This window comes from Glycomyces buryatensis, from assembly GCF_004912275.1.
Lineage (GTDB): Bacteria > Actinomycetota > Actinomycetes > Mycobacteriales > Micromonosporaceae > Glycomyces > Glycomyces buryatensis.
The window spans coordinates 22,755-48,751 of sequence record NZ_STGY01000060.1 but is presented as its reverse complement, the minus strand read 5'-3'; the positions used below and the strand labels follow the sequence as shown (position 1 = coordinate 48,751).

Annotated in this window: 22 protein-coding genes and 1 tRNA gene; 10 read left to right on the top strand and 13 right to left on the bottom strand. The window is 67.4% G+C overall.

The features are described from left to right. Nucleotides 1-17: 17 nt before the first annotated feature. Genes FAB82_RS16455 through FAB82_RS16445 form a run of 3 tightly spaced genes read right to left on the bottom strand, consistent with a single transcriptional unit; the run spans nt 18 to nt 1,887 of the window. On the bottom strand, nt 18-857 hold the full coding sequence (locus FAB82_RS16455; protein WP_136535626.1) for a tetratricopeptide repeat protein: 840 nt from the start codon (nt 855-857) through the stop codon (nt 18-20). Between the two features lie 21 nt (nt 858-878). After that, nucleotides 879-1,343 (bottom strand): 2-C-methyl-D-erythritol 2,4-cyclodiphosphate synthase, encoded by a 465-nt coding sequence (gene ispF / locus FAB82_RS16450; RefSeq protein WP_136535637.1) that lies wholly within the window; start codon nt 1,341-1,343, stop codon nt 879-881. Nucleotides 1,344-1,389: 46 nt separating this feature from the next. After that, nucleotides 1,390-1,887, bottom strand: coding sequence for a CarD family transcriptional regulator (locus FAB82_RS16445; RefSeq protein WP_136535625.1), 498 nt, complete (start codon nt 1,885-1,887; stop codon nt 1,390-1,392). Nucleotides 1,888-2,297: 410 nt separating this feature from the next. Here FAB82_RS16445 and FAB82_RS16440 point away from each other — a divergent pair, with 410 nt between their 5' ends. Further along, a complete protein-coding gene (locus FAB82_RS16440) occupies nt 2,298-3,068 on the top strand; it encodes a copper chaperone PCu(A)C (protein ID WP_136535624.1) in 771 nt (256 codons plus the stop codon). Between the two features lie 53 nt (nt 3,069-3,121). Here the strand turns inward: FAB82_RS16440 and FAB82_RS16435 are convergent, their stop codons facing one another. Further along, nucleotides 3,122-3,817: an exonuclease domain-containing protein gene (locus FAB82_RS16435; protein ID WP_136535623.1), complete on the bottom strand. Its 696-nt coding sequence runs from the start codon at nt 3,815-3,817 to the stop codon at nt 3,122-3,124. 260 nt (nt 3,818-4,077) lie between these two features. Between FAB82_RS16435 and FAB82_RS16430 the strand changes: the two genes are divergently transcribed. Beyond that, nucleotides 4,078-5,655 (top strand): alanine/glycine:cation symporter family protein, encoded by a 1,578-nt coding sequence (locus FAB82_RS16430; RefSeq protein WP_425461589.1) that lies wholly within the window; start codon nt 4,078-4,080, stop codon nt 5,653-5,655. Nucleotides 5,656-5,689: 34 nt separating this feature from the next. Then, on the top strand, nt 5,690-7,897 hold the full coding sequence (gene recD2 / locus FAB82_RS16425) for an SF1B family DNA helicase RecD2 (protein ID WP_136535622.1): 2,208 nt from the start codon (nt 5,690-5,692) through the stop codon (nt 7,895-7,897). 2 nt (nt 7,898-7,899) lie between these two features. Here the strand turns inward: recD2 and FAB82_RS16420 are convergent, their stop codons facing one another. The 3 genes from FAB82_RS16420 to FAB82_RS16410 all read right to left on the bottom strand — a co-directional run bounded on the left by FAB82_RS16420 (nt 7,900) and on the right by FAB82_RS16410 (nt 9,409). Next, nucleotides 7,900-8,283, bottom strand: a complete 384-nt coding sequence (locus FAB82_RS16420; RefSeq protein WP_136535621.1) for a ribosomal protein L7/L12 — start codon at nt 8,281-8,283, stop codon at nt 7,900-7,902. A gap of 6 nt (nt 8,284-8,289) precedes the next feature. Continuing rightward, entirely contained in the window at nt 8,290-8,781 is a 492-nt protein-coding gene (locus FAB82_RS16415; protein WP_136535620.1) for a YajQ family cyclic di-GMP-binding protein, read from the bottom strand. 76 nt (nt 8,782-8,857) lie between these two features. Then, the gene (locus tag FAB82_RS16410; RefSeq protein WP_136535619.1) at nt 8,858-9,409 is read right to left on the bottom strand and encodes an RNA-guided endonuclease TnpB family protein; all 552 of its coding nucleotides are present in this window, start codon (nt 9,407-9,409) and stop codon (nt 8,858-8,860) included. 352 nt (nt 9,410-9,761) lie between these two features. Between FAB82_RS16410 and FAB82_RS16405 the strand changes: the two genes are divergently transcribed. Further along, a tRNA-Tyr gene (locus FAB82_RS16405) sits at nt 9,762-9,846 on the top strand. A gap of 146 nt (nt 9,847-9,992) precedes the next feature. On the opposite strand, the gene FAB82_RS16400 is transcribed toward FAB82_RS16405, so the two are convergent. Further along, nucleotides 9,993-11,174 carry a sensor histidine kinase gene (locus FAB82_RS16400; protein ID WP_136535618.1) on the bottom strand — a complete coding sequence of 394 codons (1,182 nt, stop codon included), beginning with the start codon at nt 11,172-11,174 and terminating at the stop codon, nt 9,993-9,995. Nucleotides 11,175-11,268: 94 nt separating this feature from the next. Next, nucleotides 11,269-12,456, bottom strand: coding sequence for a sensor histidine kinase (locus tag FAB82_RS16395; RefSeq protein WP_168801636.1), 1,188 nt, complete (start codon nt 12,454-12,456; stop codon nt 11,269-11,271). 231 nt (nt 12,457-12,687) lie between these two features. Here FAB82_RS16395 and FAB82_RS16390 point away from each other — a divergent pair, with 231 nt between their 5' ends. Both FAB82_RS16390 and FAB82_RS16385 read left to right on the top strand, forming a co-directional pair. Next, nucleotides 12,688-13,422 carry an ABC transporter ATP-binding protein gene (locus tag FAB82_RS16390; protein WP_246039676.1) on the top strand — a complete coding sequence of 245 codons (735 nt, stop codon included), beginning with the start codon at nt 12,688-12,690 and terminating at the stop codon, nt 13,420-13,422. Further along, a complete protein-coding gene (locus tag FAB82_RS16385) occupies nt 13,419-15,383 on the top strand; it encodes an FtsX-like permease family protein (protein WP_136535616.1) in 1,965 nt (654 codons plus the stop codon). Before FAB82_RS16390 ends, FAB82_RS16385 begins: the two co-directional genes overlap by 4 nt. Nucleotides 15,384-15,444: 61 nt before the next feature. Here FAB82_RS16385 and FAB82_RS16380 read toward each other — a convergent pair whose 3' ends face one another. Then, on the bottom strand, nt 15,445-15,708 hold the full coding sequence (locus FAB82_RS16380; protein ID WP_211116638.1) for a DUF397 domain-containing protein: 264 nt from the start codon (nt 15,706-15,708) through the stop codon (nt 15,445-15,447). Nucleotides 15,709-15,740: 32 nt separating this feature from the next. Beyond that, nucleotides 15,741-16,589, bottom strand: a complete 849-nt coding sequence (locus FAB82_RS16375) for a helix-turn-helix domain-containing protein (RefSeq protein WP_211116637.1) — start codon at nt 16,587-16,589, stop codon at nt 15,741-15,743. 380 nt (nt 16,590-16,969) lie between these two features. Here FAB82_RS16375 and FAB82_RS16370 point away from each other — a divergent pair, with 380 nt between their 5' ends. The 3 genes from FAB82_RS16370 to FAB82_RS16360 all read left to right on the top strand — a co-directional run bounded on the left by FAB82_RS16370 (nt 16,970) and on the right by FAB82_RS16360 (nt 20,359). Next, nucleotides 16,970-17,371, top strand: coding sequence for a hypothetical protein (locus FAB82_RS16370; protein ID WP_136535614.1), 402 nt, complete (start codon nt 16,970-16,972; stop codon nt 17,369-17,371). Further along, the gene (locus tag FAB82_RS16365; RefSeq protein ID WP_136535613.1) at nt 17,368-17,655 is read left to right on the top strand and encodes a hypothetical protein; all 288 of its coding nucleotides are present in this window, start codon (nt 17,368-17,370) and stop codon (nt 17,653-17,655) included. The genes FAB82_RS16370 and FAB82_RS16365 overlap by 4 nt, the downstream gene beginning before the upstream one ends. Before the next feature lie 736 nt (nt 17,656-18,391). Further along, nucleotides 18,392-20,359 (top strand): tetratricopeptide repeat protein, encoded by a 1,968-nt coding sequence (locus FAB82_RS16360; protein WP_168801635.1) that lies wholly within the window; start codon nt 18,392-18,394, stop codon nt 20,357-20,359. On the opposite strand, the gene FAB82_RS16355 is transcribed toward FAB82_RS16360, so the two are convergent. Continuing rightward, on the bottom strand, nt 20,258-21,898 hold the full coding sequence (locus FAB82_RS16355) for a UDP-N-acetyl glucosamine 2-epimerase (protein ID WP_136535611.1): 1,641 nt from the start codon (nt 21,896-21,898) through the stop codon (nt 20,258-20,260). The two genes, FAB82_RS16360 and FAB82_RS16355, sit on opposite strands and share 102 nt — an antisense overlap. Before the next feature lie 266 nt (nt 21,899-22,164). Here FAB82_RS16355 and FAB82_RS16350 point away from each other — a divergent pair, with 266 nt between their 5' ends. Next, nucleotides 22,165-24,303 carry a tetratricopeptide repeat protein gene (locus tag FAB82_RS16350; RefSeq protein WP_168801634.1) on the top strand — a complete coding sequence of 713 codons (2,139 nt, stop codon included), beginning with the start codon at nt 22,165-22,167 and terminating at the stop codon, nt 24,301-24,303. On the opposite strand, the gene FAB82_RS16345 is transcribed toward FAB82_RS16350, so the two are convergent. Next, entirely contained in the window at nt 24,217-25,905 is a 1,689-nt protein-coding gene (locus tag FAB82_RS16345; protein WP_136535609.1) for a hypothetical protein, read from the bottom strand. The two genes, FAB82_RS16350 and FAB82_RS16345, sit on opposite strands and share 87 nt — an antisense overlap. Nucleotides 25,906-25,997 lie beyond the last annotated feature (92 nt).

Below are 25,997 nucleotides of genomic sequence, written 5' to 3'. Positions count from 1 at the left end.
GGCTTTGGGGCCTTTGGTCACTCGGAGCCGCGATGCCGGCGCAGAACCGTGACCCAGCACACGCAGGCGGCGATGGCGATGACGGCCATGAGCATCCGCGCGCCGAACTGGATATCGGTGCCGAGCAGGGCCGGGACGGCGAAGATGACCGCGATGCCGAGCAGGATCGACCGGCCGAGCGCGCCGCGGAAGAACCCGGGGCCGTAGATCTTCTCGCGCCACTTCGGGTCCTCGGGATCGGCGTCGACGTGGCGGACCGGGGCGCGGCGGGCCTCGGGCGGGAGCGTCTGCGTCGCGTTCGGCCCCGCGGTGATGCCGTCGCCTAGGTCGTCGAGGTCGGCGGCGGCCTGCCTGGATCGTTTGGCCAGGTCCTTCATGGCGAGACTCTCGGCCACCGCCGCAAGTGCCAGGTGGGTGCGGGGCTGGTCGGGAGCAAGCCGGACGGCGTTCCAGGCGGCGTCGAGCGCGGGCTGCGCGGCCCCGGCGCGGCGCGTGATGAGCGCGTAGTGGACGTGGTGGATCCACGAACCGTGGTCGACCTCGAGGAGGCTCGCGGCGGCCTGCATGGCCTCTTCACGCCGCTCGGCATCGGCCAGGGCGTAGCCGCGCACGATCAAGGCCCTGCGATGGACGGAATCGTGGGCGAGGGCGGCGCCGGCGAACACCAGCGCCTCGTCGGGATCGCTTTCGGCCAGGGCGATCGCGCCGGCCATCGCGTTGACATCGGGATCGAGGGGGTCGAGCCGCAAGGCGGCTTCGACCTCGGCGCGAGCGTCGGGCAGGGCATCGAGGTCGTACATGAGCTCGGCACGCTGCAGGTGGTCGGCGACGGTGCGCGGCGCGGGGTCAGAGTCCATCAAACTTCTCCCGAACGGGAATCAGGGCTGGTACAGCAACGCTACCGCGCTCGCGGCCAATCCTTCGCCTCGTCCGGTGAAGCCCAGGCCGTCAGTGGTGGTCGCGGACAGCCTGACCTGCGCTTCTATCGCTTTCGAGAGGGCGGTCTCGGCCTCGGCGCGACGCGGCCCGATCTTGGGCCGGTTGCCGATGACCTGGACGGAGACATTGCCGATGGCGTAGCCGGCCTCGCGCACGAGCCGGGCGGTCTCCGCAAGCAATGCCTGCCCGGAGGCGCCGGCCCATTCGGGGCGGGAGGTACCGAAGTTGGAGCCCAGGTCGCCGAGCCCGGCTGCCGAAAGCAGCGCGTCGCAGACCGCGTGAGCGGCCACGTCGCCGTCCGAGTGCCCGGCCAGGCCCGGGGTTCCGGGCCAGTCCAGGCACGCCAGACGACAAGGCTGTTCGGGATCGAAGCGATGGACATCGCTACCGTGCCCGACGACCATGGGCGGAAATTCAGAACTCACTTGTTGTGGTGATCCGCGCCAGAAGCTACTGGACCGGAGCCTCCGACAGCAGGACCTTGTCGAGGATGTTGTCAGCCTCGGTCTTCACGCAGTCCTCGGCGAGGGCGATCTCGCCGGTGAGGATTTCGCGGGCCTTGGAGAGCATTCGCTTTTCGCCTGCGGACAGTCCGCGTTCCCGGTCCCGACGCCACAGGTCACGAACGACCTCAGCTATTTTCAACGGGGACCCGGAGGCGAGTTTCTCGACATTGGCCTTGTAACGCCGCGACCAGTTGGTGGGTTCCTCGGTGTGCGGAGCGCGCAGCACGTCGAAGACCTCGCTGAGTCCTTCGGCGCCGACGACCTCGCGGACGCCGACCAGTTCGACGTTCTTGGCCGGAACCTTGACCGTGAGGTCACCCTGCTCGACTCGCAGTACGAGGTATTCCTGTTCGACACCGCCGATAACGCGAGTTTCCACAGCTTCAACAAGTGCGGCCCCGTGGTGGGGGTAGACAACGGTCTCGCCGACACTAAAACTCATAGGATCGAAACCCCTTTCGCTGTGTCTAGCCTAACACGTCGCCGGGGTAATCCCCGACAGCGGATCGACATGAATTCCCTGGTCAATTGGTGTGTGACTGACTACTCTACGGCACCTTGGGCATCCGGAGCGGATGGAGAGGCGACAAATGAGGTCTGCGTCGCTCCAGTTCGGTGGGCAGAAAACCCCCAATTGAGGTCTGCTCGCAGTGCCGGTGTCCTCAATTCCCAAGCCGGGTCCCCGAAAACCGCGCTGCCTCATGAGACTGCGTTGGTTGATGAGCCTGTTGGTTGATGAGCCTGTTGGTTGATGAGACTGAGGACTCGGCGGCGCGCGGGCCGCGGAACGGGCGAACATGAGTCGTCTAGGCTGTCGTCAGCATTCCTGTCGGAACTCAGGGAGGACCAGCAGTGGCCAGGGGAATCAGCACGGCGACTTTCGTACGCCGCGCCAGCGTGTTCGCGATCGCGGGTGCCGCAGCGACTGCGCTGTCGGCCTGCGGCGCGGGCCAGGTGAGCCAGACTGACACCAAGCAGTCGGCGATCGCCGGGGTGAACGTCGACGCCGGCGACCTCGCGCTGCGCGACCTCCAGGTCGAGTTCGAGTCCGTCGAGGGCTACGAGGCCGGCGCCGACGCGCCGCTTCGGGTCTGGATCGACAATGAGGGCGACGCCGAGGTGAGCCTGGTCGGTGTCACGACCGACGCCGCCGAGGCGGTCACGCTCGTCAGCGCCGACGCCCCCGAGGCCGAGCCGACCGAGGAGACCTCCGAGGAGACCTCCGAGGAGGCCGAGGACGAGCCCCCGGCTGAGGACGAGACCCCCGCCGAAGACGAGGAGGCGACCTCCGAGGAGCCCACGGACGGCACCGAGGAAGACGCGGACGGCCCTGAGGGGACGACCGAGGAAGCCGCCGAGGAGCCCGCCGAGGACGCCCCACTCGGAGAGACCTCCTTCAACATTCCGATCGCCCCGGCGCAGTTCGTCGCGTTCGACGTGAACGCCGAAGGCGACTACCTTCTGCTCGAAGGCCTCACCGAGCCGCTCGCCTCCGGCGACACCATCGAGATCGAATTCCACTTCGAAGGCGCCGAGTCGGTCACCGCGATCATCCCGGTAGGCCAGGCCGAAGACGCCGCCGACCGCGAGTACATCGAGAACCCCGGCGCCGGCGGACACTAGCGCCAGCAGCCTCCCGAGGCCCTTTCCCTTGCGGGAGAGGGCCTCGGCTCGTTCTACCGGGCCAGCGGCCAGCGCCGATCGACGGTCTCGTTGCGGCCCTTGCGCCGGAAGTACTCCTCCAGGCTCGCCGCGTCCTCGGCGAACCAGCCCACCTGCGCGGCGTGCAGCTCGGCCAAAGGCACGGCGCCGACCTCGGGGTAGGCGGCCCCGATCGCCCTCGCCAGCGCGACCGTGGCGATCGCGTCGCCGGCCGCGGAGTGCGCGTCGTCAAGGTCCACTCCGTAGTGCGCGCAGGTGACGCCGAGGGTGCGTTTGCCGCGGCGGTAGCGGTCGACGCGCTTGTCCAGGACCGACGGGTCGATGAGGGCGATGCGGTCCCAGTCGGGCTGGGCGACGCCGTGGCGGTCGAGTTCGTACGCCAGCATCGTGCAGTCGAAGCCGGCCCGGAAGGCCACCACCGGGATGCCTGCGTCGATCGCCTCGCGCAGCGCGTCGGCGAGTTCGCCGAGCGCCTTCGCCGGTGCCTCGCCGTCGGACTGCACCTGCGCGTCGGTGATGCCGTGGACGCGGGTGGCGCCGGCGGGGATCGGCACCCCGGGGTCGATCAGCCAGGTCCGGGCGGCCACGGGGCCGGTGCCGGTGGGGGCGTTCACCAGGGCCGCCTGGATTATCCGGTCCTGTTCGCACACCACGCCGGTCGTCTCCGTGTCGAATCCGAGTAGCGGTCCCGCATACCATTTGTCGCTCATGCCGCCACCGTACCGGTGCCCTGTGACACCTCACCTATATGCTCTTGTCGGCGTTAGGGGGTGTCGGGTGGCGCCGGCCGGCGCCACCCGACACCCCCAAAGATGCGCCACCCCTTTTCTGCCCATATGCGACTCTGCCGCTGTGATTCCCCGATCACCGCGAAATCAGCTCTGGAGGAGCGTTGCTCGATTTTCTAGATCCCGTCATTGACGCCATCGATTCCTGGGGTAAGAACCTTGACAGCGAGTACGGCACCGAGATCGGGTCGACCGTCGACGCCGTCTGGGGCATCCCGCTGATCGTGGCGCTGTTCACCGTCGGTCTCATGTTCACGATCCAGTTGGGCGGCATCCAGTTCCGCCACTTGTTCTACGCGCTGTGGCTCGGCCTGTTCAAACGCAAGGAGAACGGCCAGTCCGAAGGCGATGTCAGCCACTACCAGGCGCTGTCGATCGCGCTGGCCGCGACGGTCGGCGTCGGCAATATCGGCGGCGTCGGCGCGGCGATCGCCATCGGCGGTCCCGGTGCGCTGTTCTGGATGTGGGTGACCGGCCTGCTCGGCATGGCCACCAAGTACTCCGAGGCACTGCTCGGTGTCAAGTACCGCAAGACCAACAAGAAGGGCCAGCAGTCCGGCGGCCCGCAGCGCTACCTCTCGGACGGAATCGGCGGCCCCATCGGCAAGGTGCTGGCGTTCCTGTTCGCGTTCTTCGGCGTCGTCGCCAGCTTCGGCATCGGCAACGCCGTCCAGGCCGGCAATGTGAGCTCCGGTCTGCAGGGCCAGCTGGGCGAGGACTCCTGGTGGCAGCCCGAATACACCGGCCTGATCATCTTCGTCGCCCTGGGCATCACGATCCTCGGCGGCATCAAGTGGATCGGCAACGTCGCGGCGGCACTGGTCCCGCTCATGATCGTGCTGTACGTCAGCGGCGCGCTGGCGGTCCTGGCGATCAACTGGAACGTCCTCGGCACCGCTTTCGAGATGATCTTCACCGATGCGTTCACCGGCAGTGCGGCCGTGGGCGGCTTCGTCGGTTCCTCGATCCTGATCGCGATCCAGATCGGTTTCGCCCGCGGCATCTTCTCGAACGAGTCGGGCCTGGGCACCGGCGGGATCGCGGCCGCGGCGGCGAAGACCGACCAGCCGGTCCGGCAGGGCCTGGTCTCCATGACGCAGACCTTCATCGACACCATCGTGGTGGTGACCCTGACCGGCCTGGTCATCGTCGTCACCGGGGTGCTCGGTACGACCTTCGTCAACGATGACGGCAACGATGAATTGGTCTCGAACGCGGACCTGACACGCCTGGCCTTCGAGACCGGTCTGGGCGGGGCGGGGACGCTCGGCGGCACCATCGGCGGCTGGATCGTCGCGATCGGCCTGGCCACGTTCGCGTTCTCCACGATGATCGGCTGGTCCTACTACGGTGAGAAGTGCCTGGAGCGCTTCACCGGCCGCGTCTTCATCTTCCCGTACCGGATCGTGTTCGTCTTCGTCGCCTACCTCGGCTCGGTCACCAGCCTCAGCGTGATCTGGGGCCTCTCCGACATCGCGAACGCGCTCATGGCCGTGCCGAACCTCATTGGCCTGATCATGCTCACCCCGGTGGTGTACGCGGAGACGAAGAAGTTCTTCGCCCAGCCCGACTGGCGGCTGCTGCCGTCGGACGCGGTCGACGGGGCCGGGGAAGGCAAGTCGGAGCCGGCGGACGAGCCGGCCCTGGCCGACGCGACGGCCGTGCAGTCGTCCGAGGGCAAGTCCGCTTCGGGCGATGCGGGCTCCGCGCCCGCCTCGGATGCGAAGCCCGCCACCGATTCCGAGAAGAAGTCGGATTAACGCACTGTCACAGCCCGCCGATAGCATGTAGGACATGCCACAGACCCGACCTGGCGCGACGAATCTGGAGATCGTCCTCGAACGCGTCACGTACGCGAACGAGGAGACCGGGTACACCATTGCCCGCGCTTCCAGCGCCAGGTCGGGCGGCGAGCTGATCACGATCGTCGGTCCACTGCTCGGCGCGCAGATCGGGGAGAGCCTCGAGGCCGTCGGGCGGTGGACCAGCCACCCCAAGTACGGCCGCCAGTTCGAGGTCTGGTCGTACCGGACGGTCCTGCCGGCCACGATCCAGGGCATCGAGCGCTACCTCGGCTCGGGGCTCATCAAGGGGATCGGGCCGAAGACCGCCGAGAAGATCGTGGCCCACTTCGGCACCGACACCCTCGACGTCATCGACTCGGAGCCCGAGCGGCTCATCGAGGTCCCCAGCCTGGGTCCCAAGCGCACCAAGGCCATCGCCGCCGCCTGGGAGGAGCAGCGGGCGATCAAAGAGGTCATGGTGTTCCTCCAATCGGTCGACGTCTCCACCTCACTGGCCGTGCGGATCTTCAAGAAGTACGGCGACGCCTCGATCGGCGTGGTCAAGAACGAGCCGTACCGGTTGGCGAACGAGGTGTGGGGCATCGGGTTCAAGACCGCCGACTCGGTCGCCCGGGCCGTCGGCATCCCGCACGATTCGCCCGAGCGGATCAAAGCCGCCCTTCAGTACACGCTCTCGCAGGCCTCCGATGCCGGGCACTGCTTCCTGCCCGCCCCGAACCTGGTCGCCGACACCGTCGAACTGCTGGAGTTGGAGGCGGCCTTGGTGTCGGCCGCGCTCGGCGAGCTCGTCGCCGAGGGCGAACACGTCATGGCCGAGGACGTGCCCGTAGACGACGGGACGGTCCCGGCCCGGTATCTGGCGCCGTTCTTCCATGCTGAACGCGGCCTGGCCTCAGGGCTGGCGGGTCTGCTCCGCACTGGGGAGGACCGGCTGCCGGCGTTTCGAAAGGTCGACTGGGACAAGGCCTTCGCGTGGCTGCGGCGCCGCCGGGACGCCGAGCTCGCGCCCGAGCAGGCCGACGCGGTCCGCCTCGCCCTCAGCGAGAAGGTCGCGGTCCTGACCGGCGGACCCGGCTGCGGCAAGAGCTTCACCGTCTCATCCGTGGTCGACCTCGCCAGGGCCAAGGGCGCCAAGGTCATGCTCGCGGCTCCGACCGGCCGGGCCGCCAAGCGGCTGGCCGAACTGACCGGCTTCGAGGCGACCACCCTCCACCGCCTGCTCGAGCTGCGGCCCGGCGGCGACGCCGCGTACGACAGGGACAACCCGCTCGACGTGGACCTGCTCGTCGTCGACGAATCCTCCATGCTGGACACGATCCTGGCGAACAAGCTCGTCAAGGCGATTCCGCCGGGCGCGCACCTGCTGCTCGTCGGCGACGTCGACCAGCTGCCGAGCGTCGGCGCCGGGGAGGTCCTGCGCGACCTCCTCGCGGCCGAGCAGATCCCGAGGGTGCGTCTGACGCGGATCTTCCGGCAGGCCGCCGAGTCGGGCGTGGTCGCCAACGCCCACCGGGTCAACTCCGGCGACTTCCCCGCCCTGGAGGGCTACGACGATTTCTTCTACTTCGCCTGCGACGACAATGAACTCGTGGCCGATCACGTGGTCGACATCGTGGCGCGCCGCATCCCGTCCAAATTCGGGCTCCACCCGGTCCGCGACGTCCAGGTGCTCTCGCCGATGCACCGCGGCGGCCCCGGCGCGGGGAACCTGAACCTGAAACTTCAGGAGGCGCTGACGCCCCCGCGCGAAGGCCTGCCCGAGCGGCGATCCGGCGGGAGGGTGTACCGGGTGGGGGACAAGGTCATCCAGATCCGCAACAACTACGCCAAGGGCGTCGCCGGGGTCTTCAACGGCACCGTCGGGGTGGTGGAGGCGATCGACGAGGTCGGCCAGACGCTGACGGTGCGGACCGACGAGGACGAGGAGGTCGATTACGAGTTCTCGGAGCTCGACGAACTCGTCCACGCCTACGCCATCACCGTCCACCGCTCGCAGGGCAGCGAGTACCCCGCGGTCGTCGTACCGGTGACGACGAGCGCCTGGACCATGTTGCAGCGCAACCTGATCTACACGGCGATCACCCGCGCGAAGCGCCTGGTGGTCCTGGTCGGATCCAAGAAGGCGATCGCGGTCGCGGTCAGGACCGCCGGCACCGGCAAACGCCACACGGGACTGACCCACCGCCTCGCCTCGTAGCTTTAGGCCTGGGCCTCCGCCATTCGGGCCCCCGCGCCGGCGCGCGCGAGCTTCGATTGCGCGGCGGTCGCCGCGGAATGATCGACGCCCGCCAGGACGGTCGAGGGCAGTTCGTCGATCAGACTCCCGGCCGCCGCCGGGCCGAGGCCAGTGATCTCGCGGATCTGTTCGATGACGAGGACCGGCCGGGCACCGGGCTCGTAGAGGATGACCTCCCAGCCGCCGGGGCTGGACTCGCCGCCCTCGGCGCCCGGATAGACCACCCAATGCGGGGACTTCTCGTCCTGCTTGTAGGAGCGCTGCGTGACGGTCACCATCACCGCGACGACCCCGCACCCGACCACGAACAGGCCGAGCACGAGGGCGTTGATGAAGGCGGCGTCCACCGGTGGTTAGCGGTAGTTGGTGAACTGGAGCGCGACGTCGAGGTCCTTGCCCTTGAGGAGCGCGATGACGGCCTGGAGGTCGTCGCGCTTCTTGCCGGTGACGCGGAGCTTCTCGCCCTGGATCTGCGGCTTGACGCCCTTGGGGCCCTCGTCGCGGATGATCTTGCCGATCTTCTTCGCGTCCTCGGTGCCGATGCCCTGCTTGAAGGTGACGTCGATCTTCGACTCCTTGCCCGAGACGCGCGGGTCGCCGGCGTCGAGGGACTTCAGGGAGATGCCGCGCTTGATCAGCTTCTCCTTCAGCACGTCCAGGGCGGCCGTGACGCGGTCCTCGGTCTCGGCGGAGATCACCGCGGCCTCGTCGCCGCTGCGCTCGACATCGGCGCCGGTGCCGCGGAAGTCGAACCGGGTCGCAAGCTCGCGCTTGGCCTGGTTGATCGCATTGTCGAGCTCGGCGAGGTCGATCTCAGAGACGATGTCGAACGAGGCGTCAGCCATGGTCAGCCAATCCTTCCGGTTACGGGTGCGCGATCGTCAAGCTTAGTCCGGCCCCGCCGCCGCTTCCGCCTGGCTGTCAACTACCGCCGGTTGAGGCCGGTGGCTTGTCGCTCGTGCCCGCCGCTGGCCGCGGCGTATCGGCGACATTGGGCGTATTGACAAAAGCCCAAGTCGTGCGTGCGTGGTCACGAACGTTGACCGCGGCTACCTGGTCGGCGGCTCCAGCGAGTCCGCAGCCGACACAGGCGAAATCATCTCTGGCGGGCCGGTTGGCCTTGGCGGTGTGCCCGCACAGCGGGCACCGCCGCGAAGTGTGTCGAGCGTCGATGACGACCACCGGGACCCCGGCCCTCTTGGCCTTGTAGGTGATGAAGGCCTGGAGCTGGTGGAAAGACCACGAGTTGAGCTCGCCTCGCTGGGCGGCTGTGAGCCGTACCCGGTCGCGAATACCGGCAAGGTCTTCCATGCCGATACCGCGGCCGGTGCGTTCAGCCGACGTTACGAGCTGCTTTGCGGTCCGATGGTTCTGGTCTTTGACCGCCCGCGCCTCCCGGCGCGAGCGGGCCTTGAGTTTCCGCTTCGCCGACTTGGTCGCTTTGGCCTGCAGCTCGGCCCGGACCTTCGCCATCCGGCGACGGCAGCAGCTTCACCTGCACGACCTGGATACCCACGAGCTCAACGGTAACGACCGGATTCGATGCGAACACCCGTTCCCCACCCGAACGGGTGATATGAACGCCGTCACTCGCTGCTCGCAGTCCCGCGGCGCGGGACTGCGAGCAGGCAGTCGCCCCGAACTCCTCCAGGCGCTGAAGCACCTGGGTTCCTTCGGGAAACTAGCTGAACACCAGCAGGTGGGGCGGTCTCGCGCGTCTACCGCCTACGGTTTTACGGGCCGGAGTGAACACAGTCTCAAACAGGAGTAACCCGCTTGCGCACTACCGGGGCGGGGAAGTTATTCTTGCTCCGCTGTACAACACGGCAGGTTGCCCGAGCGGCCAAAGGGAGCTGACTGTAAATCAGCCGGCATTGCCTACGTAGGTTCGAATCCTACACCTGCCACCAGCGAGAGAAAGGCCCGTGACCAGGGGAAACCCGAGGTCACGGGTCTTTTTCTATCGCCCGATCGAAACTCGTGGGCCGATACCTGTCGGTCGATCGAAACGACCAAGTCGTTTCCGGTCGGTCGATAGAAATCTGCGGACGGGTTTCTATCGAGCGACCGGAATCGGTTCGTTCGGCAGCCAGGCGACCGTCTCCCAGCCGCCCATATCTCGCGGACCGGCCCGGAACTGCCCGCCGACCGTCTCCACCCGTTCGGTCAACCCCAGCAGACCGAGGCCGCCGCCGGATTCGGCGAGGCGGCCCCGTCCGGGACGGCCGTCGTCGCGCACCGATACCTCCAGGCCGGCGGTTCCGGCCGCCGCGACCACCACCCGGACATGCCCCGCACCCCTGGCGTGCTTGCGGGTGTTCGTCAGTGCCTCGCGAACGACCCGGTGGGCGGTCGCGGCGATCTCGGGGGCGACCCTCCCGGCCAGTTCAGGTGAGATGAAGCTGGTGGCGTCGGTGCCTTCGCTGCTGAAGCGCTGGACCAGGTCCTCGATTTGGGCGAGGTCGCCGAGCGGGTTCGTTCCGGCCCCCGAGTCGGGTTCGCGCAGCATCGTCACCATCCGCCGCATCGACGTCAGCGCCGCCAGCCCGGCCTCCTCGATGTCGGCGAAGGACTTCTGCGGGTTCGTGTCGGCCACCTGGGCGGCTTGAGCGAGGACGACGATGCCGGTGACGTGGTGGGCGACGAAGTCGTGCATCTCGCGGGCCAGTTCGAGGCGCTCCGAGCGCCGAACCTCGTCCTGTGTCTCGCGCCGGAGTTTGTCCATGCTGTACAGGTAGGCGCCGAAGCCGACAACCGATGTGGTCCCCAAGAAGATTCCCAGCTCCGCGGCGAACAACGTCGCGTTGTTCGTGGAGAACCAGCGAAACCCGTAGAACATGATCGCCGCGATCTGGGCGATCGCCACCCACCGACCGGGTGGGGCGTCCCAATGCCGCACCGCGAACAGCAGCAGGATCCACATTCCGAACAGCTCGCCGATCCCGGAGTCCAGCCGATCGTCGAAGGCCACGATCAATGTCGTCGCGATCGAGACGATTGCGGCGTAGGCGATCCAGCGCTTCCGGCCGGGCCGGTAGAACCAGAACACCCCGATGACGAACAGGCCCACCGCGGTCTCGAACCAGCCGAGCGGATGGTAGATCGGAGGCTTCTGGCCCTCGGGGTGGGAGACGGCCTCGAGGAACAGCGTCAGTCCGATCATCGATACGATGCCGATTTTGAGCGTGCGCGCCCCGATCCGGTTCAGGCGGGCACTCCAGGGCTGTCGGGAGGTCATGCCCCGAACGTAACCGGGAATTCGCGGCCCTCGGCCGAAAGGCCTACCCGGCCGCCCGATACCTATCGGCCGATCGAAACCCGTGGGCGGGTTCCTATCGCTCGATGGAAACCGGTTCGGTCGGCAGCCAGGCCACCGTCTCCCAGCCGCCCTGAGTTCTCGGTTGGGCCCGCAACTGTCCGCCGACGGCCTCGACGCGTTCGGTCAGGCCGACCAGTCCGACGCCCGCGCCGGTCCCCGACAGCCGACCGGGGGCGCGGCCGTCGTCGCGGACGGCCACCTCCAGGCCCTGACCGCCGGTGGCTGCGACGACCACTCGCACACGGTGCGCGCCCCGGGCGTGCTTGCGGACGTTCGTCAATGCCTCGCGCACGACCCGGTGGGCGGTCGCGGCGATCTCGGGGGCGACCCTCCCGGCCAGTTCGGGGGAGATGAAACACGTCGCGTCGGTGCCCTCGCGGCTGAAGCGCTCGACCAGGTCCTCGATCTGGGCGAGGTCGCCGAGCGGGTTCGTCCCGCCTCCGGAGTCGGGCTCGCGCAGCATCGTCACCATGCGACGCATTGAAGCGAGCGCCGCCAATCCGGCCTCTTCGATGTCCGCGAAGGACTTCTGCGGATTGGTGTCCGCCACCTGCGCCGCCTGGGCGAGGACGACGATGCCGGTGACGTGGTGGGCGACGAAGTCGTGCATCTCGCGCGCCAGCTCCAGCCGCTCGGCCTGCCGCACCTCCTCCTGCGTCTCGCGCCGCAGCCTGTCCAGACTCCGCAGGTAGGCGCCGAAACCGATGACGGTCGTCATCGCCATGGTGATCATGAGAATTCCGGCGACGATCGACCCCGGATAGGTGAAGTAGCGGAACCCGATCATCACGATCGCCAACCCGAGCACGACCGCCACCCAGCGGCCCGGCGACGCGTCCCACTGCCGGACCGCGTACAGCATCAGCAGCAGCATCGCGAAGCTCTCGGCGACCCCGATGCTGCGCGTCTGGGGATCGGTGTTCGTGATCATCGCCAGCACCGTCAGGGCGATCGAGGCGAAGGCGACGACGGCGATCCACCACTTGCGGCCGGGCCGGTACAGCGTGAACACGGCGATGGCGAGCAATGCGACCGGGAACTGCACCCACCCGATCGGCTCGCCCATCGGCATCGGACTGTCGTCGCTGCCCGAGAACGCCTCGGCGAGCAGCGTCAATACCAGCCCGCCGACCGTCGCGATCTTCAGCAGGCGCATGGCGACGCGGTTCATCCGGGCGCTTGGGGAAGGCTTGGCGCTCATGCCCTGAAACCTAACCGGGTAATCGCCGGCCTCGGCCGAAAGGCCTATCCCGCCGCCCCGAAACCGGTCATCGAGCCGAAGCGGGCCCGGCCCTCGCCGGGCGAGGCTTGGCGGCATGAACGGATTGATGATTCTGGCGACCGGACTCTGCACGGTCCTATGCGTGGCGTACCTGCTCGTCGGGACGTTCCTGCCCCTGTACCTCTCCACCGACCGCAAGGAAACCGACCGATGATGCCGTCCACGACCGCACCGGGGGCCCCGCCCATGCTCACCGCCCGCGCCCTCCACAAGCACTACGGTGCCGCCGTGGCCCTCGGCGGCGTCGACTTCGCCGTCGGCTCCGGCGAGTCGATCGCCGTGACCGGGCCCTCGGGCTCCGGCAAGTCGACGCTGCTGCACTGCCTGGCCGGGATCATCCGGCCCGACGCCGGCGAGGTCCGCCTCTATGACGAACGCATCGACGTCCTCTCCGAACGCGAACGCAGCCACCTGCGGCGCACCAGGTTCTCGTTCCTGTTCCAGTTCGGGCAGCTGCTGCCCGAACTGCCCGCCGACGAGAACGTCGCCCTGCCGCTCATGCTCGGCGGCATGCCGCGGCGCAACGCCCTCGGTCCGGCCCGCGAACGGCTCGCCCAGCTCGGCTTGGCGGGCAAGGAGGACCGGCGTCCCGGCGAGCTGTCCGGCGGCGAGGCCCAGCGCGTCGCGCTGGCACGGGCCCTGGTGGTCCGGCCCGCCGTCGTCTTCGCCGACGAACCCACCGGCGCGCTCGACCGCGCCACCGGCGACCAGGTCATGAGCGTGCTGCTGCAGACCGTCGCCGAGCTCGGCGCGGCCCTCGTCGTGGTCACGCACGACCCGGTCATCGCCGCCCGCTGCACTCGGACCATCGAACTCGTTGACGGGCGCATTCGGCGCGACGACGGCAGCCTGGCCGGTTCGGTCCGCGCGGGGGCGACCCGATGACCGCGCTGGCCTGGCGCCTGACCCGCCTCGGCGGACGCTCCGCCCTGTTCAGCACCGGCCTGACTGCGCTGGCCGTGGCGGTGGCGACCCTGCTGCTTCAGTTCGCCGTCGCCGGGAACTTCGCGTTCGCTGAACGCGCCGACCGCACCGATTGGCGCAATCCCGTTCCCGCCGAAGACGGTTCGGTGATCATCGCCACCGCCGTCGACTACTACGGCCCCAACTCCATCACCCGCATTGACCTCGCTCAGACCGCTTCCGACGGCCTGGCCCCGCCCGGCCTCGCAGACTTTCCCGAGCCGGGCGAGGTCTGGGTGTCCCCGGCGCTGGCCGACCTGCTCGAAGACGTCCCCGCCGAAGACTTTCTCGACCGCTACGAAGGCGCAGTGGCCGGGGAACTCGGCGACGACGCGCTCGCCCACGCGGACGAACTTGTCGCCGTGGTCGGCCGCGACTTGGGCAGCGCCGCCATGACCGGCGAGCGCGAAGGCGCCGACGTCGTGTCGCCGACCGCCGTCGCCGGTTTCGACAGCGGCACGCCCGATATCGCCTACGGCTTCTACCAGATTCTGATGGTGGTCGCAACGATCCTGATGGCCGTCCCGGTGGCCATCTTTGGTGCCGCTGCGGCCCGTCTCACCGTCGCCCGGCGCGACGAACGCCTCGCGACGCTCCGCCTGATCGGTGCCACCCCGGGCCAGATCGTCAGTCTGACTTTGATCGAGACCACGCTCGCGGCGATCTCGGGAGCCTTGGTCGGCACGGTCGCGTGGATGGCGGTCACGCCGCTGATCTCCCGCATCCCTATCGATGGCGGGCCTTGGTTCGTCGCCGACCTGTGGGCCGGTGCGCCGTGGATGATCGCGGTGGCCCTCGCCGTCCCGATCCTGGCGGCGATCTCGGCCCTGATCGGCCTGCGAAGCGTGGTCATCAGCCCGCTGGGGGTGGCCAGAAAGGTGAAAGCCAAGGGGCTGCGGGCGATCCGCGTGGTGGTCTTCGCGGTCTGCGTGATTGCCTTCCTGATCGGCTCCCAGATGGTCGGCGGCAGCGAAGTGCTCTTCGCGACGATCATGCTGGGCCTGCTCGCCGCATGCATCGCGGCGATGAACCTGATGGGGCCGTGGGTAGTTCAGATGATCGGCAGGATCTTCGCGCGCACCGCCCGGCACCCGGCTCGGATGCTGGCGGGCCGCCGCCTCGCCGAGGACCCGAAGGCCGCCTGGCGGGCGGTCGCCGGAGTCTCCCTGGCCGGGTTCATCGCCGGTTCGATCGCACTGGTGCCGATGGTGCAAACAGACACCACTCCAAAGGAAACCGAGACTGTGGCGGCCCTGGTCGACGCGGAGGACGCCGAGGACCTCGCGGCCCTGGCCAGCGCCGAACTCGACGGACTGGCCGACGTGGACCTGACCGACGGCGTCGGGGACGTTGCGGCCGGGGACGGCCAGCAGGTCCTGGTCGCGACGACCCCGGGCGAGGAGGTCGAGCACGTCAGGACCATCCTCACCACGGTCCTTCCCGGCGACCCGCCCGTGCGGGAGATCGATGCGACGATGCTGTCGAACCGGCTCGTCGGCAGCATTCGCGTCGGCGTCACCGTCGTCCTCGCGGTGGTGTTCGCGACCGCGGCGGTATCGGCAGCGATCAGCGCGATCGGCTCGGTCCTCGACCGCCGCCAGGCCTATCGGCTGCTCCACCTGGCCGGAACCCCGCAACGGGTCCTCGACCAGGCTAGGCGCCAAGAGACCTTGCTGCCCTTGGCGGTCCTGGGCGGCACCGCGACCCTGACCGGCCTGGTCATGACCGCCCCGATCATCGGAGGCATGGGCTTCGACGCCAGCGGGGTCCTGATTCTGGGAGCGACCGTCGCCATCGGAACCGCAGCGGTGGTGGCCGCAGGCTCGCTGTCCCGCCCCCTCCTGGCCTCGGTCATGCGAGACGTCAGCCCGCAGCCGGATTAGAACGCGAAGGCGCGCTTCCCCTTGCAGTGGGAAGCGCGCCGGGTCTTGCGGGCCGGGCGGGTTAGGCGATGTCGCCGGACTTGATCCCGGCGAGCAGGCCACCGAGGTCGGCGGTGCTCACGCGCAGGTGCGGGAAGTCGCCCTCGGTGGGCAGCTTCGAGTCTCGAATTGCGAACGAGGCCGCGACCGGGGCTACCTCGACACATTCACCACTGCCCACGCTGCGGCTGGACTTCCTCCACGAGGCGTCGTGGACGCAGGCCACCTCAACACAGTTGCCGTTCCCACCACTGCGGCTGGATTTGCGCCAATGAAGCGATTCCACGTCAAACACCTTCAAAGCAGTTCGGATGATCTTCACCCGATGCTACCTGTTAGTTTTCGGATCTTCTTCAGCGACTCCTCTGGGTTCAACGCTATGACCTGCAATTTCATATGGGCCTTCTGGTACTCGGTGAAGTGTTCGGGTTCCTCCAGAACCTGCCCTCGGGTGAAGTTGTCGAGATAGACGACCGGCTCATCCACTGCATCCGGAAACCCGAGCAGCACATACGGTCCTGTCATCGCTGGGTGGCCTCCTGCGGCGAACGGGAGGATTTGGATCTCGATGTTCGGAAGCTCGGCGAGCTCACCGAGATGTTCGAGTTGGGCTCGAAACTGCGGTGCGGAGCCGACCTGCCGCAGCAGGACTGCCTCGTTAAGGACGGCCGAGATTTCGACCGGGTCGTCCCGCCGCAGGATGTCCTGGCGGTGAAGCCGAGCCGCGACCTTCTGGTCGACATTCTCGTCGCCAGCGGTCAAGCGGAAAATGGCTCGCGCGTAGTCATCGGTTTGGAACAGTCCCGGCATGATCTCGGGTTCATATGTACTGAGCATGACCGCTTCTTCTTCCAGCCCCACATAGAAGCTGAACCAGTCGGGCATGATTTCGCTGTAGTTCTGCCACCAGCCGCGCTCGGTTGCGCCGCGTGCGAGTTCGATCAGCACCTCGGCGTCTTCGCCGGTCACTCCATAGAGGGCGAGGGCGGCGCGAACCACCACCGGGCGCGCAGTGATCTCGCGATTCTCAAGACGGCCCAGGTTTCCTGGGGTCATATCGAGCGCTTTGGCCGCCTGCGCTCGTGTCATGCCCGTCTTCTCTCGCAACCGGCGCAATTCCTGCGCGATGCGCCGACGCTTTACGGTTGGACTCCTCATCGCTGCCATGCGAAAATTATTACACGCCAAGGCGATCACATGTCATCACCCGATCGAGTGAATCGCATCCACGCAACTTGCGTGAGAGCGCAGTGGTATGTATGGTGACTATCACGGCCTTCGGGCTGAAAGCTTGGTTCCGGGTTCGGTTGAGCGACTTGCAGGGCGGGGTTCTGCGGTGGGGCGAAATTCCCGTCGGCTCTCCGGACCGGCCCGCCCGGCCCGACTTCAGTCACGCCATACACACGAGGTCGGGTCGGGCGGGCGTCTACAACCGCATCCATCAACTACATACGGCCGCACACAGACTGCGGCCCGCGCCGGGGCTCATTCTTTGGACGGACTGGACCCGGCGCGGGCCGCGCAACCTAGAGAAAGCGAGGCTTCTCATGGGTCTTCTCAGCGTACCCGTCGATCGCGTACCCGCCTGTTCCAAGATCGACCTCGAACTCCACCGGCCCTACCGCACCTGGCTCGGCTTCGGCCGCCAGCGCTGCGCCTGGTGCGGCGAGAAATGGGGCCGCCACGGCTGCCGCGCCCGCGAGTCAGCGGCCCGCCTGTTCGTCTACACCGCCACCGTGGCCCAGAAAGAGGCCGCTCTTGTCTCCGGCGACCTCACCTCTGCCGACCTCGAATTGCGCCGCCCACTCCACTTCCACCGTTCCACCGCCACCGGGTTCCACAACACCGAGGCTCCGGGCCGTCACCGCCGCAGACCACGACCCGACCCAAATGCGACTGTGTCGCTTCACCTCTCGAACCTTTCGAATCCCCCGGTGGTCGCCGCATGAGCGACACCGCGATCTCGGAAACCGGCGAGTGGACGCCGCTGGGCACCTTCACCCGCGACATCGGCATGGGCGACGCCATCCGCCTCGCCGTCGAACGATCCGCCACTAACCCCGCCCACCACCGCATCACCTGCGACGAAGGCAAGGGACCCCGCGCCATCTGCACCTTCCGGCAGCCCGGCACCGACAGCACCGGCTGGACCCGCGCCTGGCACGGCGACCCGCTCAGTCCCGGCATCCTCTCCCAGGCCCGTGAGATAGCCCGCCGCGCGAATGAAGGGTGAATGTCCGGGCGAACGAAGAACCGTTGGACGCCTTGGTATGTGAGCATGGCTCACAGTCGACTGTCGGGAGTCCCCGGTGGCATACTTGGGTCACGCGCTATGAGCGCGTCCACAAGGAACAAGTGAATATCATCGGCGGGCCGCCACAAAGTTTGGACGCTAGGAGGCGGCCCGCCACCGATGCCAGAGAGGTGAACCTCCCGTGGCCAGACTCAGCCTACGCCAAATCCAACCGGGCGCAACCGACCAAACCACTGCTCTCCTCACCTTGCACTCCAGGTTCGGCAACCATGGTTCGCCCACCGTGACTCTGACCGGTTCGCCGCCGGATCCACCTCGACCGACCTGCTTCCAGCCGGTCTGGTTCCGCCGTGCCGCGGGCCGGTCTGAAGGAACCAGTTCGATCGGAGTGGTGCGCACGAGGCCGGTGGGATTCGAATCGGTCATCGGTGTGCTCCTTAAATTGCACTTTCCAAGGGGGACAACGTTTTCAGTCCCTCCGCCGCCACAAGCAACAGTGACGAAGCTCATAGACACTGCGAGTCATGCGCATGTAATTTGTGTGGAGCGATCACATCCACCACTCGAACTCCCCACGATCAGTGTTGTGGACTACCGATTTCAACCTAGGCGGCAACCTGGGGTCGTCAACGATGACGAACCCCGTTTCGCTGTGCAATCCTGAAATCACGGAATGTGCTGTTCAGCCGCTGTCGCAGGAAGGAGACGAGACGCGTTGCCCGACGAGTCCTTCTTCAACAACACCTTCCACGGCGAGATAGGCAACCTCATCCAGGCCCACTTGGTTCAGATGGCGGTGCCCAAGCCCGCCAGGCCGATGGAGGTCCCGCGGCCTCCGCGGCCCTGGATCAACCGCGATGAACTGCTGGACGAGACCCGCCGCCACATCGACACGGAACCGGGTTCGCCGCTGGTGATCACCGGCCCCTCCGGGATCGGCAAGTCGGCGCTCGCCGCAATGGCCGCCGAAGAGCTGCGAGACCGATTCTCCGACGGCCAGCTCTATATCGACCTGGAGAACGAGGACATGTACTCGGCCGCGAGGGCGGTCCTGCTGCGGTTGGGTGAACCCAAGGACCAACTCGCCGACACCTTCGGAGGCCTGCTCTCCCACTACCGATCCGCAACCAGGGACAGATCTGTGCTGGTGATCGTGGACGGAGCAGAGAGCGCGACCGAGGGGCTGCACTTCGAGCCCTCGTCCGGCACTTCCCGATTGGTCGTGTTCGCGCTCGGCGCCCCTCCCGACCTGGCCGTCCGCAGACTCCGGATGAGCGAATTGAGTGCCCCTGCCGCAGTCGAGATGTTGCTCGCCGCGACCACTGGCGTCGAGGATTCGACCGCGTTGGCACTGGTGACCCACTACGACTCCTACCCGGGGACCATCCGCCGCATTGCCGGCCTGATCCGAGCGCGAAGCCACGGCGCCGACCAGGACGGCGACTCCGCGACCTCGCTCCTGGACTACCCCGCGACTGATCTCCTCGACGCCACCTACCACATCCTGAGCCCTTCCGCCGCATGGCTGTACCGGCTGCTCAGCGTGCTGCCGGGAGCGGAATTCGAGAAGTCCATCCTGAAGGTCTTCGAATCGCCGAGCGGCGCGAGTTCGGGCGCCTACGAGGAACTCGTCAACGCCCAGTTGGTGACCGAGACCCGAGACGGCTGGTGCCTGGTCGAACCGTCCGTAAGCCGCGATGCGTCCCGTCGGGCCGAGCTGGAGTCACTGCCGATCGAGCTGCTGGCGGCCATGCGAGCGAGCTTGCGCTGGTACGTCAAGCGCGCGCAGTTGGCAGACCGCGCGATCATGGGCGATCGTCTTCGCCGCGCGGCTGTCCCCGCCGACGTCGACTGCCCGCCGTTCCGCGATGGCCCCGAGGCCCTGGCCTGGTTTCAGGCCAACCACACCGCCCTGTACACCGCGATCCAGATGGCGGTGCTCCACGACTGGAACGAGGAGGCGTGGGCGCTGGCGGAAGCCATGTGGGCGTTCTTCAACAATGTCTCGTACCCGGAGGAGGCCGAGCGCTGCTATCAGATAGCAGTAGAGGCGACCACCCAGCCGGTGGACCGGGCGCGGATGCTGCTGTTCCTGGGGCGGGTCCGACTCGAGCTCGCCAAGTACCGGGACGCCGAGGCCGTCCTGCGTGAATCGCACTCACTCGCGGTGGAGGCCGATGATCTGGAACTGATCGAATCGTCGCTCGCGCTGCTGGGGCGAACCAACCAGTACCAGGGGCGATATCACGAGGCGATCGAGTTCTACACGGAGGCGCTTCGCAATGCCCAACAGGGCGAGCACAACAGAGCCGCCGCCCTCCAGTTGCTGTCCCTGGGCAGGACCCATCGCGACCTGGGCGACTTGGGAACGGCAGAACGCTACTTCGAGCGGGCGCTGGCGGCATTCACGAGGATCAAAGACGGGCGGCACGTGCTGCTCGTCGAGACCGACCTCGCGGTGTTGAAAGCGGAGCTCGGCGTGCCAGGCGCGGTCGAAAAGGCCGATCAGGTGATCGGATGGCTTCGCCAGGCGGGCTTGGCGAAGCAGGAGGCGGCCGCTCTGGAGCGGCTCGCGGCCGCACTAGAGGGAGAAGAACGTCGGAGGCGTCTCGAATTGGCGTTGGAAGTCTTCGAGCGAGTCGGCAGCGTCGAGGCCCGCAGGATCCGGCGCATGCTCCGTTAGCCACACATGCAGGTCGGCCGCGACGTCATCGATCAGCTCCAGGGCACAGCGGACACCGATGACCTGGCCTCGGCGGTTGCCCACGAGCAGGTGGCCACCGGTGGTCAGCACGCTCACCGTTCCGGCGTGCTCCCAGTCCTCCAAGTGGAAGTCGATCTCTTCTCGCGCGTCGGCGGGGCTGAGACGTTCATGGTGGTGCAGCAGCACATCGGCTCGCGCCTTGAGCGGACGATCGTCGCAGTCGGCGCGCACCACGACGGTGCCGGAAGCCTCCTCGACCGTTGAGACGGGCAGGCGCACCCGTTCGGCGTATCCGGTTCCGAAGCGGACCAGGAGTCTCCATGCCCGGGTCGGCCCGTGCTCATCGACCGTCTCCGGCGGGGGGAGCTGCGGAGGCTCCGGCGGCTTCCGAGGCGACAGGTCCAACATCTCGTAGACCTCTGCCGCGATGAGCTTCCCGGCGTTGTGGCGCCAGGACAGAACGCGGTCGAAATCGAATCGTCGTGCCCGCTCGATCGCGTCGAGGAGCTGCGGCGCGAACGGCTTGTCGTAGTTGATGAAGGGCGCCTCCCGACCGAGCTCGGTCAGCGGGTCCTCCGGGAACATCTGGTCGAACCCGAAGGCTCCCAGGAGCACCGGTTTGCCGATCGCGGTCGCGTACTGGGTCACCGATCCACTGTCGCCGATGACCAGGTCCGCGGCGATCACCATCGCGCGCCAGCCCTCGTGCAGCGGCGGCATGATGAGCCCGTTCCTCAGTTGAGGGAAGAGCTTGCCGCGCAGCGTGCCCCCGTCGCCGTTCTCGATATTGGGGTGAGGAGCGGCCCCGACGACGAACTCGTCCATCGGCAGCGAAGCGAGCAGACGCTCCGGCAAGTCGGCGTGGCCCTGTCCGACCAGCGACTGGTCGCCCCAGGTGGAACTGACCAGAATGAACTTCTGGTCGCGTGCGATGCCGAGTGCGCTGCGATACCGCCGCCATTCGGAGAGGCTGGAGAGCATCCGCTCAAGGCACAGGTCGCCGACGACCGTCGCGACTGAGAGCGCTTCGGGGCAGTCGCGCGCGAGCGCCTCGATGGACGCCTCACCCGCCAGCGGCAGCCACGTCGGCATCCGGCGCTTCAGCCACGGCAACAGTCTGCGCGGGCCGAGAAGCTGCTGCGGGGCGACCCCGTACACCTTGCCGCCGAAGTCGGCCCGGCGCCGGTGGTTCCCGGCACCGTGAGCCAGGACGATGAACGGGGCGCGGGTCCGGTGCAGTTTTCTGCTCGGGCTGGCGGAGATGATCAGGTCCGGTTTGAGAGCCCGCACCTCCTTCCAGGGGATCACCCTGAGGTCAAGGTTCCGGAGGAAGCGATGCGCAGCGTGCTCGAACCTGGATCCGGGTATCACGGTGAACCTGATGTGCAGACGATGGTCCGTAATGAACAGCGGGACGAGATCATAGAGGAGACGGGCGATTGCCTGCTGGTTCGCCGCAGCCAGTACCACGGTGCGGCGTTGCTCGGGAAAAGTCGGGTCGGCCGGGTCGATGCTCATGGATTGTCAGCACCACAGCTTCGTTAGATGGTGGAGTTCCTTGCCTGATAACAGGATACGTGGCGCACCGCCGCTAAGTCGTCAGGAACTCTCGCGTCTTCGTGTCGCGGTTCAAGAAGACGGGTCGCCAGGCCGTGCATTCCGACCGGCGAATGCACACCGCGCCGGGACCGAGGTGACTTGAAGGGCAGGTCCGCGTACCCCGCCGAGCCCGGCGAATCGCTAGCATCGGTGCGGACTCCCCTCAATGAAGGATGGACCGGTATATGGAAGAGCTCCTGATCGCCATCGCCACCGCGGCGACGGGCAAGGCCACCGAATTCGCGATGAAAGCGGGCGGCCGAAGACTCGGCAGGGCGGTCAGGGTGGTGAAGCAGCGCTTCAAACGCGGCAGCGACTTCAAGGAGACCAAACGCGGAGACATGCCGGTGGAGGAGTTCGCGGCCCGGATCTACCAGGAATGCGTTGATGACGACGCATTTCGCTCGGCACTGAGCGCCGCCGTCGACCGGGATATCGACGTCTCCCGACCCCAGTTCGATTTCCACGGCGACGTCAGGGGAAACGTCGTCCAAGCCGGTTCCATCGGCACTCTCATCGTCCAGGGGCCGAAGGTGCCCAAGCTTCAGGAGGTCGAGCGGGCGACCCCGGATTTCGTCAACCACGCGCAGGACGTGGAAACACTCGGTGCCGAGATCGAGGCGGGCGGCTGGGACGAGATCGCACTCGTCGGGCCCCCAGGAGTGGGGAAGACCTCGATGGCGGGACTGCTCGCCCACCGGTTCGACCAGCAATTCCACGACGGCCACATTTACGTCGACCTCGACGGCAGTGACGTCCGAACGGAGTTGCGCTCAGCGCTGCAACGCATGGGGATCGACAAGAGCGTCATCGTCGACGACCTCAAGGGGCTCCGCAGGCAGTTCGTCTCCATCACGAAGGACATGGCCGTGCTGGTCGTCGTAGATGGGGCGCCCACTAGGGAACACGCGCTGATGTTCAAGCCGGATTCTCCTGCGGCGCAACTACTCGTGCTCAGCCTCCAGTGGCCCGAAGGCCGCCGCTGCCTGGTGCATCCGATTCGCGACCTCGCCGCCGAGTACGCCGCCGAGTACCTGCGCAAGGAGTTCCCAGAGCTCGACGACGAGGAGATTCGGCAGCATGTCCGCGGTCGGGCCTGGCGTCCCTCCCATCTCGAACGTCTCGCCGGGCTGATCGCGAACCAACAGAGAACCGAGGGCCGACCTGTCTCCGCCGAGAGCGAGGCCGACCAGATGCTGGAGGCCGCCTATCTCAACCTGAGCGAGTCCGCCGCCGGTCGCTACCGACTCCTCCGCGCGTTGCCGGGAGCCGAGGCCGAACCGGACCTGCTGCGCTCGATCGGCGACCTCGAAACCGAGGAATTCCAGGAACTGGTCGACGCGAGGCTGGTGAGCAAGAAGGGGAACCGCTACCGCGTGCGGGTCCGAGACTCGGACGACGGCGCAGTCGGGGCAGACGTGCGCGCGGCCTTGAAGCCGGTGGTGCACTACTACTTGATGGGCGCCCAGTTGGCGGATCCGTTGATCCAAGGCGTGGACCGGTTGCGGATCGCTGAGCCACTGCGCTACGTCCAAGGTCCGGAGTTCCTCTCCCCCAGCGAAGCCCTCCAGTGGATGGACGGGCACCGGGACGACCTGCTTGAAGCGGTGCGCATCGCCCAGCAGTGTGGGTGGCGGCAGGAGCAGATGGCGCTGGCCGAGGCGATGTGGCCGCTGTTCAGCAACTGCCCTCTTCCGGAGACGGCCAAGCGGGTCTACGCGACCGCACTCGACGGCCTGACCGACCCGGAACACAAGGCGCGCATGCTCATTTGCCTCGGACGCACCCAGGTCGATCTGCTTGAGCATCGCGAATCGGAGTCGAACCTCAAGGAGGCGGTGCGGCTTGCGGGTGACAACGTCGACCTGGCCGCCGCTGCCATGGAGCAGCTCGGCTGGCTGTACTACCGGCAAGGTCGCCTGTCCGAGGCTGAGGAGACCTATCGCAGAGGCTTCAAAATCGCCGAGCGGAAACGCACGAAGGCACTGATGTTGAAGCTCCTCGGCATCGTCTACCGTGATCAGGAGCGGGACGAGGAGGCCCGCGATTGCTTCTCCAGAGCAGCGAAGCGATTCGGGAAGCTCGCAGACAAGCGCAATGTCGCGATCATGTGGCTTGAGATCGCCGCCCTCGACTTGAAGGCCGACCCAGAGCGGCACCTCGACGAGGTCGACGAGGCGGTCCTGAATCTGAACGAAGGCGGTTGGACCAAGCCGCTCATCGACGCGCTGAAGCGGCTAGGGGCGATCCTCGGCGGCGAGGAGGGCCAGGCCCGGATCGAAGCGGCGAAGGAGATCGAGCGCATGTACGGCATCGAGTCGTAGCGGACTCGAACCGTCAGGTGCGGTCGCCGCATAGAGCGCCGACGGCAGGAGGTCCATCCGGCGCGGGTCCGTCCTTACCCGCAGCGACATGCCATCGCGGATGACGACCGAAGCCTCGTCCGCGGCGGTGCGCGCGCTGGCGACGCGGCACACCGGCTGCTTGTCGAGAATGGAGCGCAGCGTTTCCACCGCCGCAGATGCCGGGACTGGATCACGGTGCAGCAGAAGCACGCTGGCCGAGTCGCGCAGCCGGGGGTCGCGGCAGGCGAGATCGGCGACCAGGTGCCCGGGCCCGGATGACGGAACCGACGCCGGATGTCGGCTCCATGTCGCGGCCTCGGGGTCGATCCGGCAGTGCCAGGCGCTGGTGGGCAGGCAGCGCGGGAGCAGATCCGGTGTGGGCAGGTGCTCTGGTCCGGTCGGCGCGGCGGGTTCGATACCCAGCAGTTCGCACGCCCGCTGCGTGATTCGAGCGGACGGCGGTGTGTCCGGCTCGGCTAGCGCGTCGGCGTAGTCGAAGTCGACCGGGCCGGATTCGATCGCGCGCCGGATCTGCGGCGCGGCTGGAGTGGAGCGGTCGAACCTGGGGGCGATCCTGCCGAATCGGGCGAGGGGGGATTCCCGGGGCATGTTCGCGAACCCGAAGGCCGCCAGCAGGACCGGCAGCCCGATGGTGGCACCCATGTACGTCACAGACCCGTGATCCCCAATCAGACAGTCGGCTGCCACAAGAGTTGCGCGCCAGCCCTCCTCGGGCGGGATCATGACCAGACCGTTCTCCAGGTACGGCCTGAGGAAACCGGTCGGACGGGGCGTATCGGCCACCTCGTCGTTGGGGTGCGGGATGAAGGCGAGTCGGTATTCGTCCATGGGGAGTTCCGCGAGCAGGCGTTCTGGCAGGGTGCGGTTGCTGCGGGTGAGCGCGTTCTGATCCCAAGTCGAGGAGAGGACGACGAGTCGCTGGTGCGGTTCGACGCCGAGGGCGCGGCGAAAGTCGTCGCGGCGAACGGCACTGGTGCGCAGACGCTCGAGGCACACGTCGCCGGTCACCGCCGCGTTGGAAACGGCTGTGGGGCAGTCGATGGCGAGGCGGCGCGCGGCGGCCGGGCCGGGCAGGGCCATGAAGTCGGGGACTTCGCCGTTCGGCCCTTGGATCTGTTCCGGTGATAGACCCGAGACGCCGCTGAGCTCGGGGCGCAGTCGGTTGTGGCCGGCACCGTGGGGGAGCGAAAGGACGGGTGCGTCGACTTCGTAGAGGCACGGGTCGGGGCTGGAGGTGATGACGAGCGCGGGTCGGAGCCGCCTGGAGGCGGTCCAGGGGAGCAAGTCGATGCCCGCACCCTCGGCGAACTCGTATGAGCCGGACTCGAATCGGGACCCCGGAATGAGTGCCCAAGCGACGCTGAGGCGGGGGTCGGCGGCGAGGAGCGGGGCGATGTCGAAGTAGAGGCGTGCTAGCGCCTGGGAGGTGCGCCCGGCGAACAGAATGAGCCGCGACCTAAGACCTGCTGGCTGCTGGCTGTTGGCTGTTGGCTGTTGGCTGTTGGCTGCTGGCTGCAGGCTGCAGGCTGCTGGCTGCTGGCTGCTGGCTGCTGCACTCATTCTACTGTGGATCGATCCTTCTTTGATGGAATGTGACAGTGTGTCGCGTTGGCGAGTCCAGGCTATTGTTCCAGAGCCCGAAACCTGTTGCG

Bases quoted from the DNA above. Each gene is read 5' to 3' on its own strand.
- FAB82_RS16455 (WP_136535626.1), bottom strand. From the start codon at position 857: ATGGACTCTGACCCCGCGCCGCGCACCGTCGCCGACCACCTGCAGCGT.
- ispF (WP_136535637.1), bottom strand. From the start codon at position 1,343: ATGGTCGTCGGGCACGGTAGCGATGTCCATCGCTTCGATCCCGAACAG.
- FAB82_RS16445 (WP_136535625.1), bottom strand. From the start codon at position 1,887: ATGAGTTTTAGTGTCGGCGAGACCGTTGTCTACCCCCACCACGGGGCC.
- FAB82_RS16435 (WP_136535623.1), bottom strand. From the start codon at position 3,817: ATGAGCGACAAATGGTATGCGGGACCGCTACTCGGATTCGACACGGAG.
- recD2 (WP_136535622.1), top strand. From the start codon at position 5,690: ATGCCACAGACCCGACCTGGCGCGACGAATCTGGAGATCGTCCTCGAA.
- FAB82_RS16415 (WP_136535620.1), bottom strand. From the start codon at position 8,781: ATGGCTGACGCCTCGTTCGACATCGTCTCTGAGATCGACCTCGCCGAG.
- FAB82_RS16410 (WP_136535619.1), bottom strand. From the start codon at position 9,409: ATGGCGAAGGTCCGGGCCGAGCTGCAGGCCAAAGCGACCAAGTCGGCG.
- FAB82_RS16400 (WP_136535618.1), bottom strand. From the start codon at position 11,174: ATGACCTCCCGACAGCCCTGGAGTGCCCGCCTGAACCGGATCGGGGCG.
- FAB82_RS16395 (WP_168801636.1), bottom strand. From the start codon at position 12,456: ATGAGCGCCAAGCCTTCCCCAAGCGCCCGGATGAACCGCGTCGCCATG.
- FAB82_RS16390 (WP_246039676.1), top strand. From the start codon at position 12,688: ATGATGCCGTCCACGACCGCACCGGGGGCCCCGCCCATGCTCACCGCC.
- FAB82_RS16385 (WP_136535616.1), top strand. From the start codon at position 13,419: ATGACCGCGCTGGCCTGGCGCCTGACCCGCCTCGGCGGACGCTCCGCC.
- FAB82_RS16375 (WP_211116637.1), bottom strand. From the start codon at position 16,589: ATGGCAGCGATGAGGAGTCCAACCGTAAAGCGTCGGCGCATCGCGCAG.
- FAB82_RS16370 (WP_136535614.1), top strand. From the start codon at position 16,970: ATGGGTCTTCTCAGCGTACCCGTCGATCGCGTACCCGCCTGTTCCAAG.
- FAB82_RS16365 (WP_136535613.1), top strand. From the start codon at position 17,368: ATGAGCGACACCGCGATCTCGGAAACCGGCGAGTGGACGCCGCTGGGC.
- FAB82_RS16355 (WP_136535611.1), bottom strand. From the start codon at position 21,898: ATGAGCATCGACCCGGCCGACCCGACTTTTCCCGAGCAACGCCGCACC.
- FAB82_RS16350 (WP_168801634.1), top strand. From the start codon at position 22,165: ATGGAAGAGCTCCTGATCGCCATCGCCACCGCGGCGACGGGCAAGGCC.
- FAB82_RS16345 (WP_136535609.1), bottom strand. From the start codon at position 25,905: ATGAGTGCAGCAGCCAGCAGCCAGCAGCCAGCAGCCTGCAGCCTGCAG.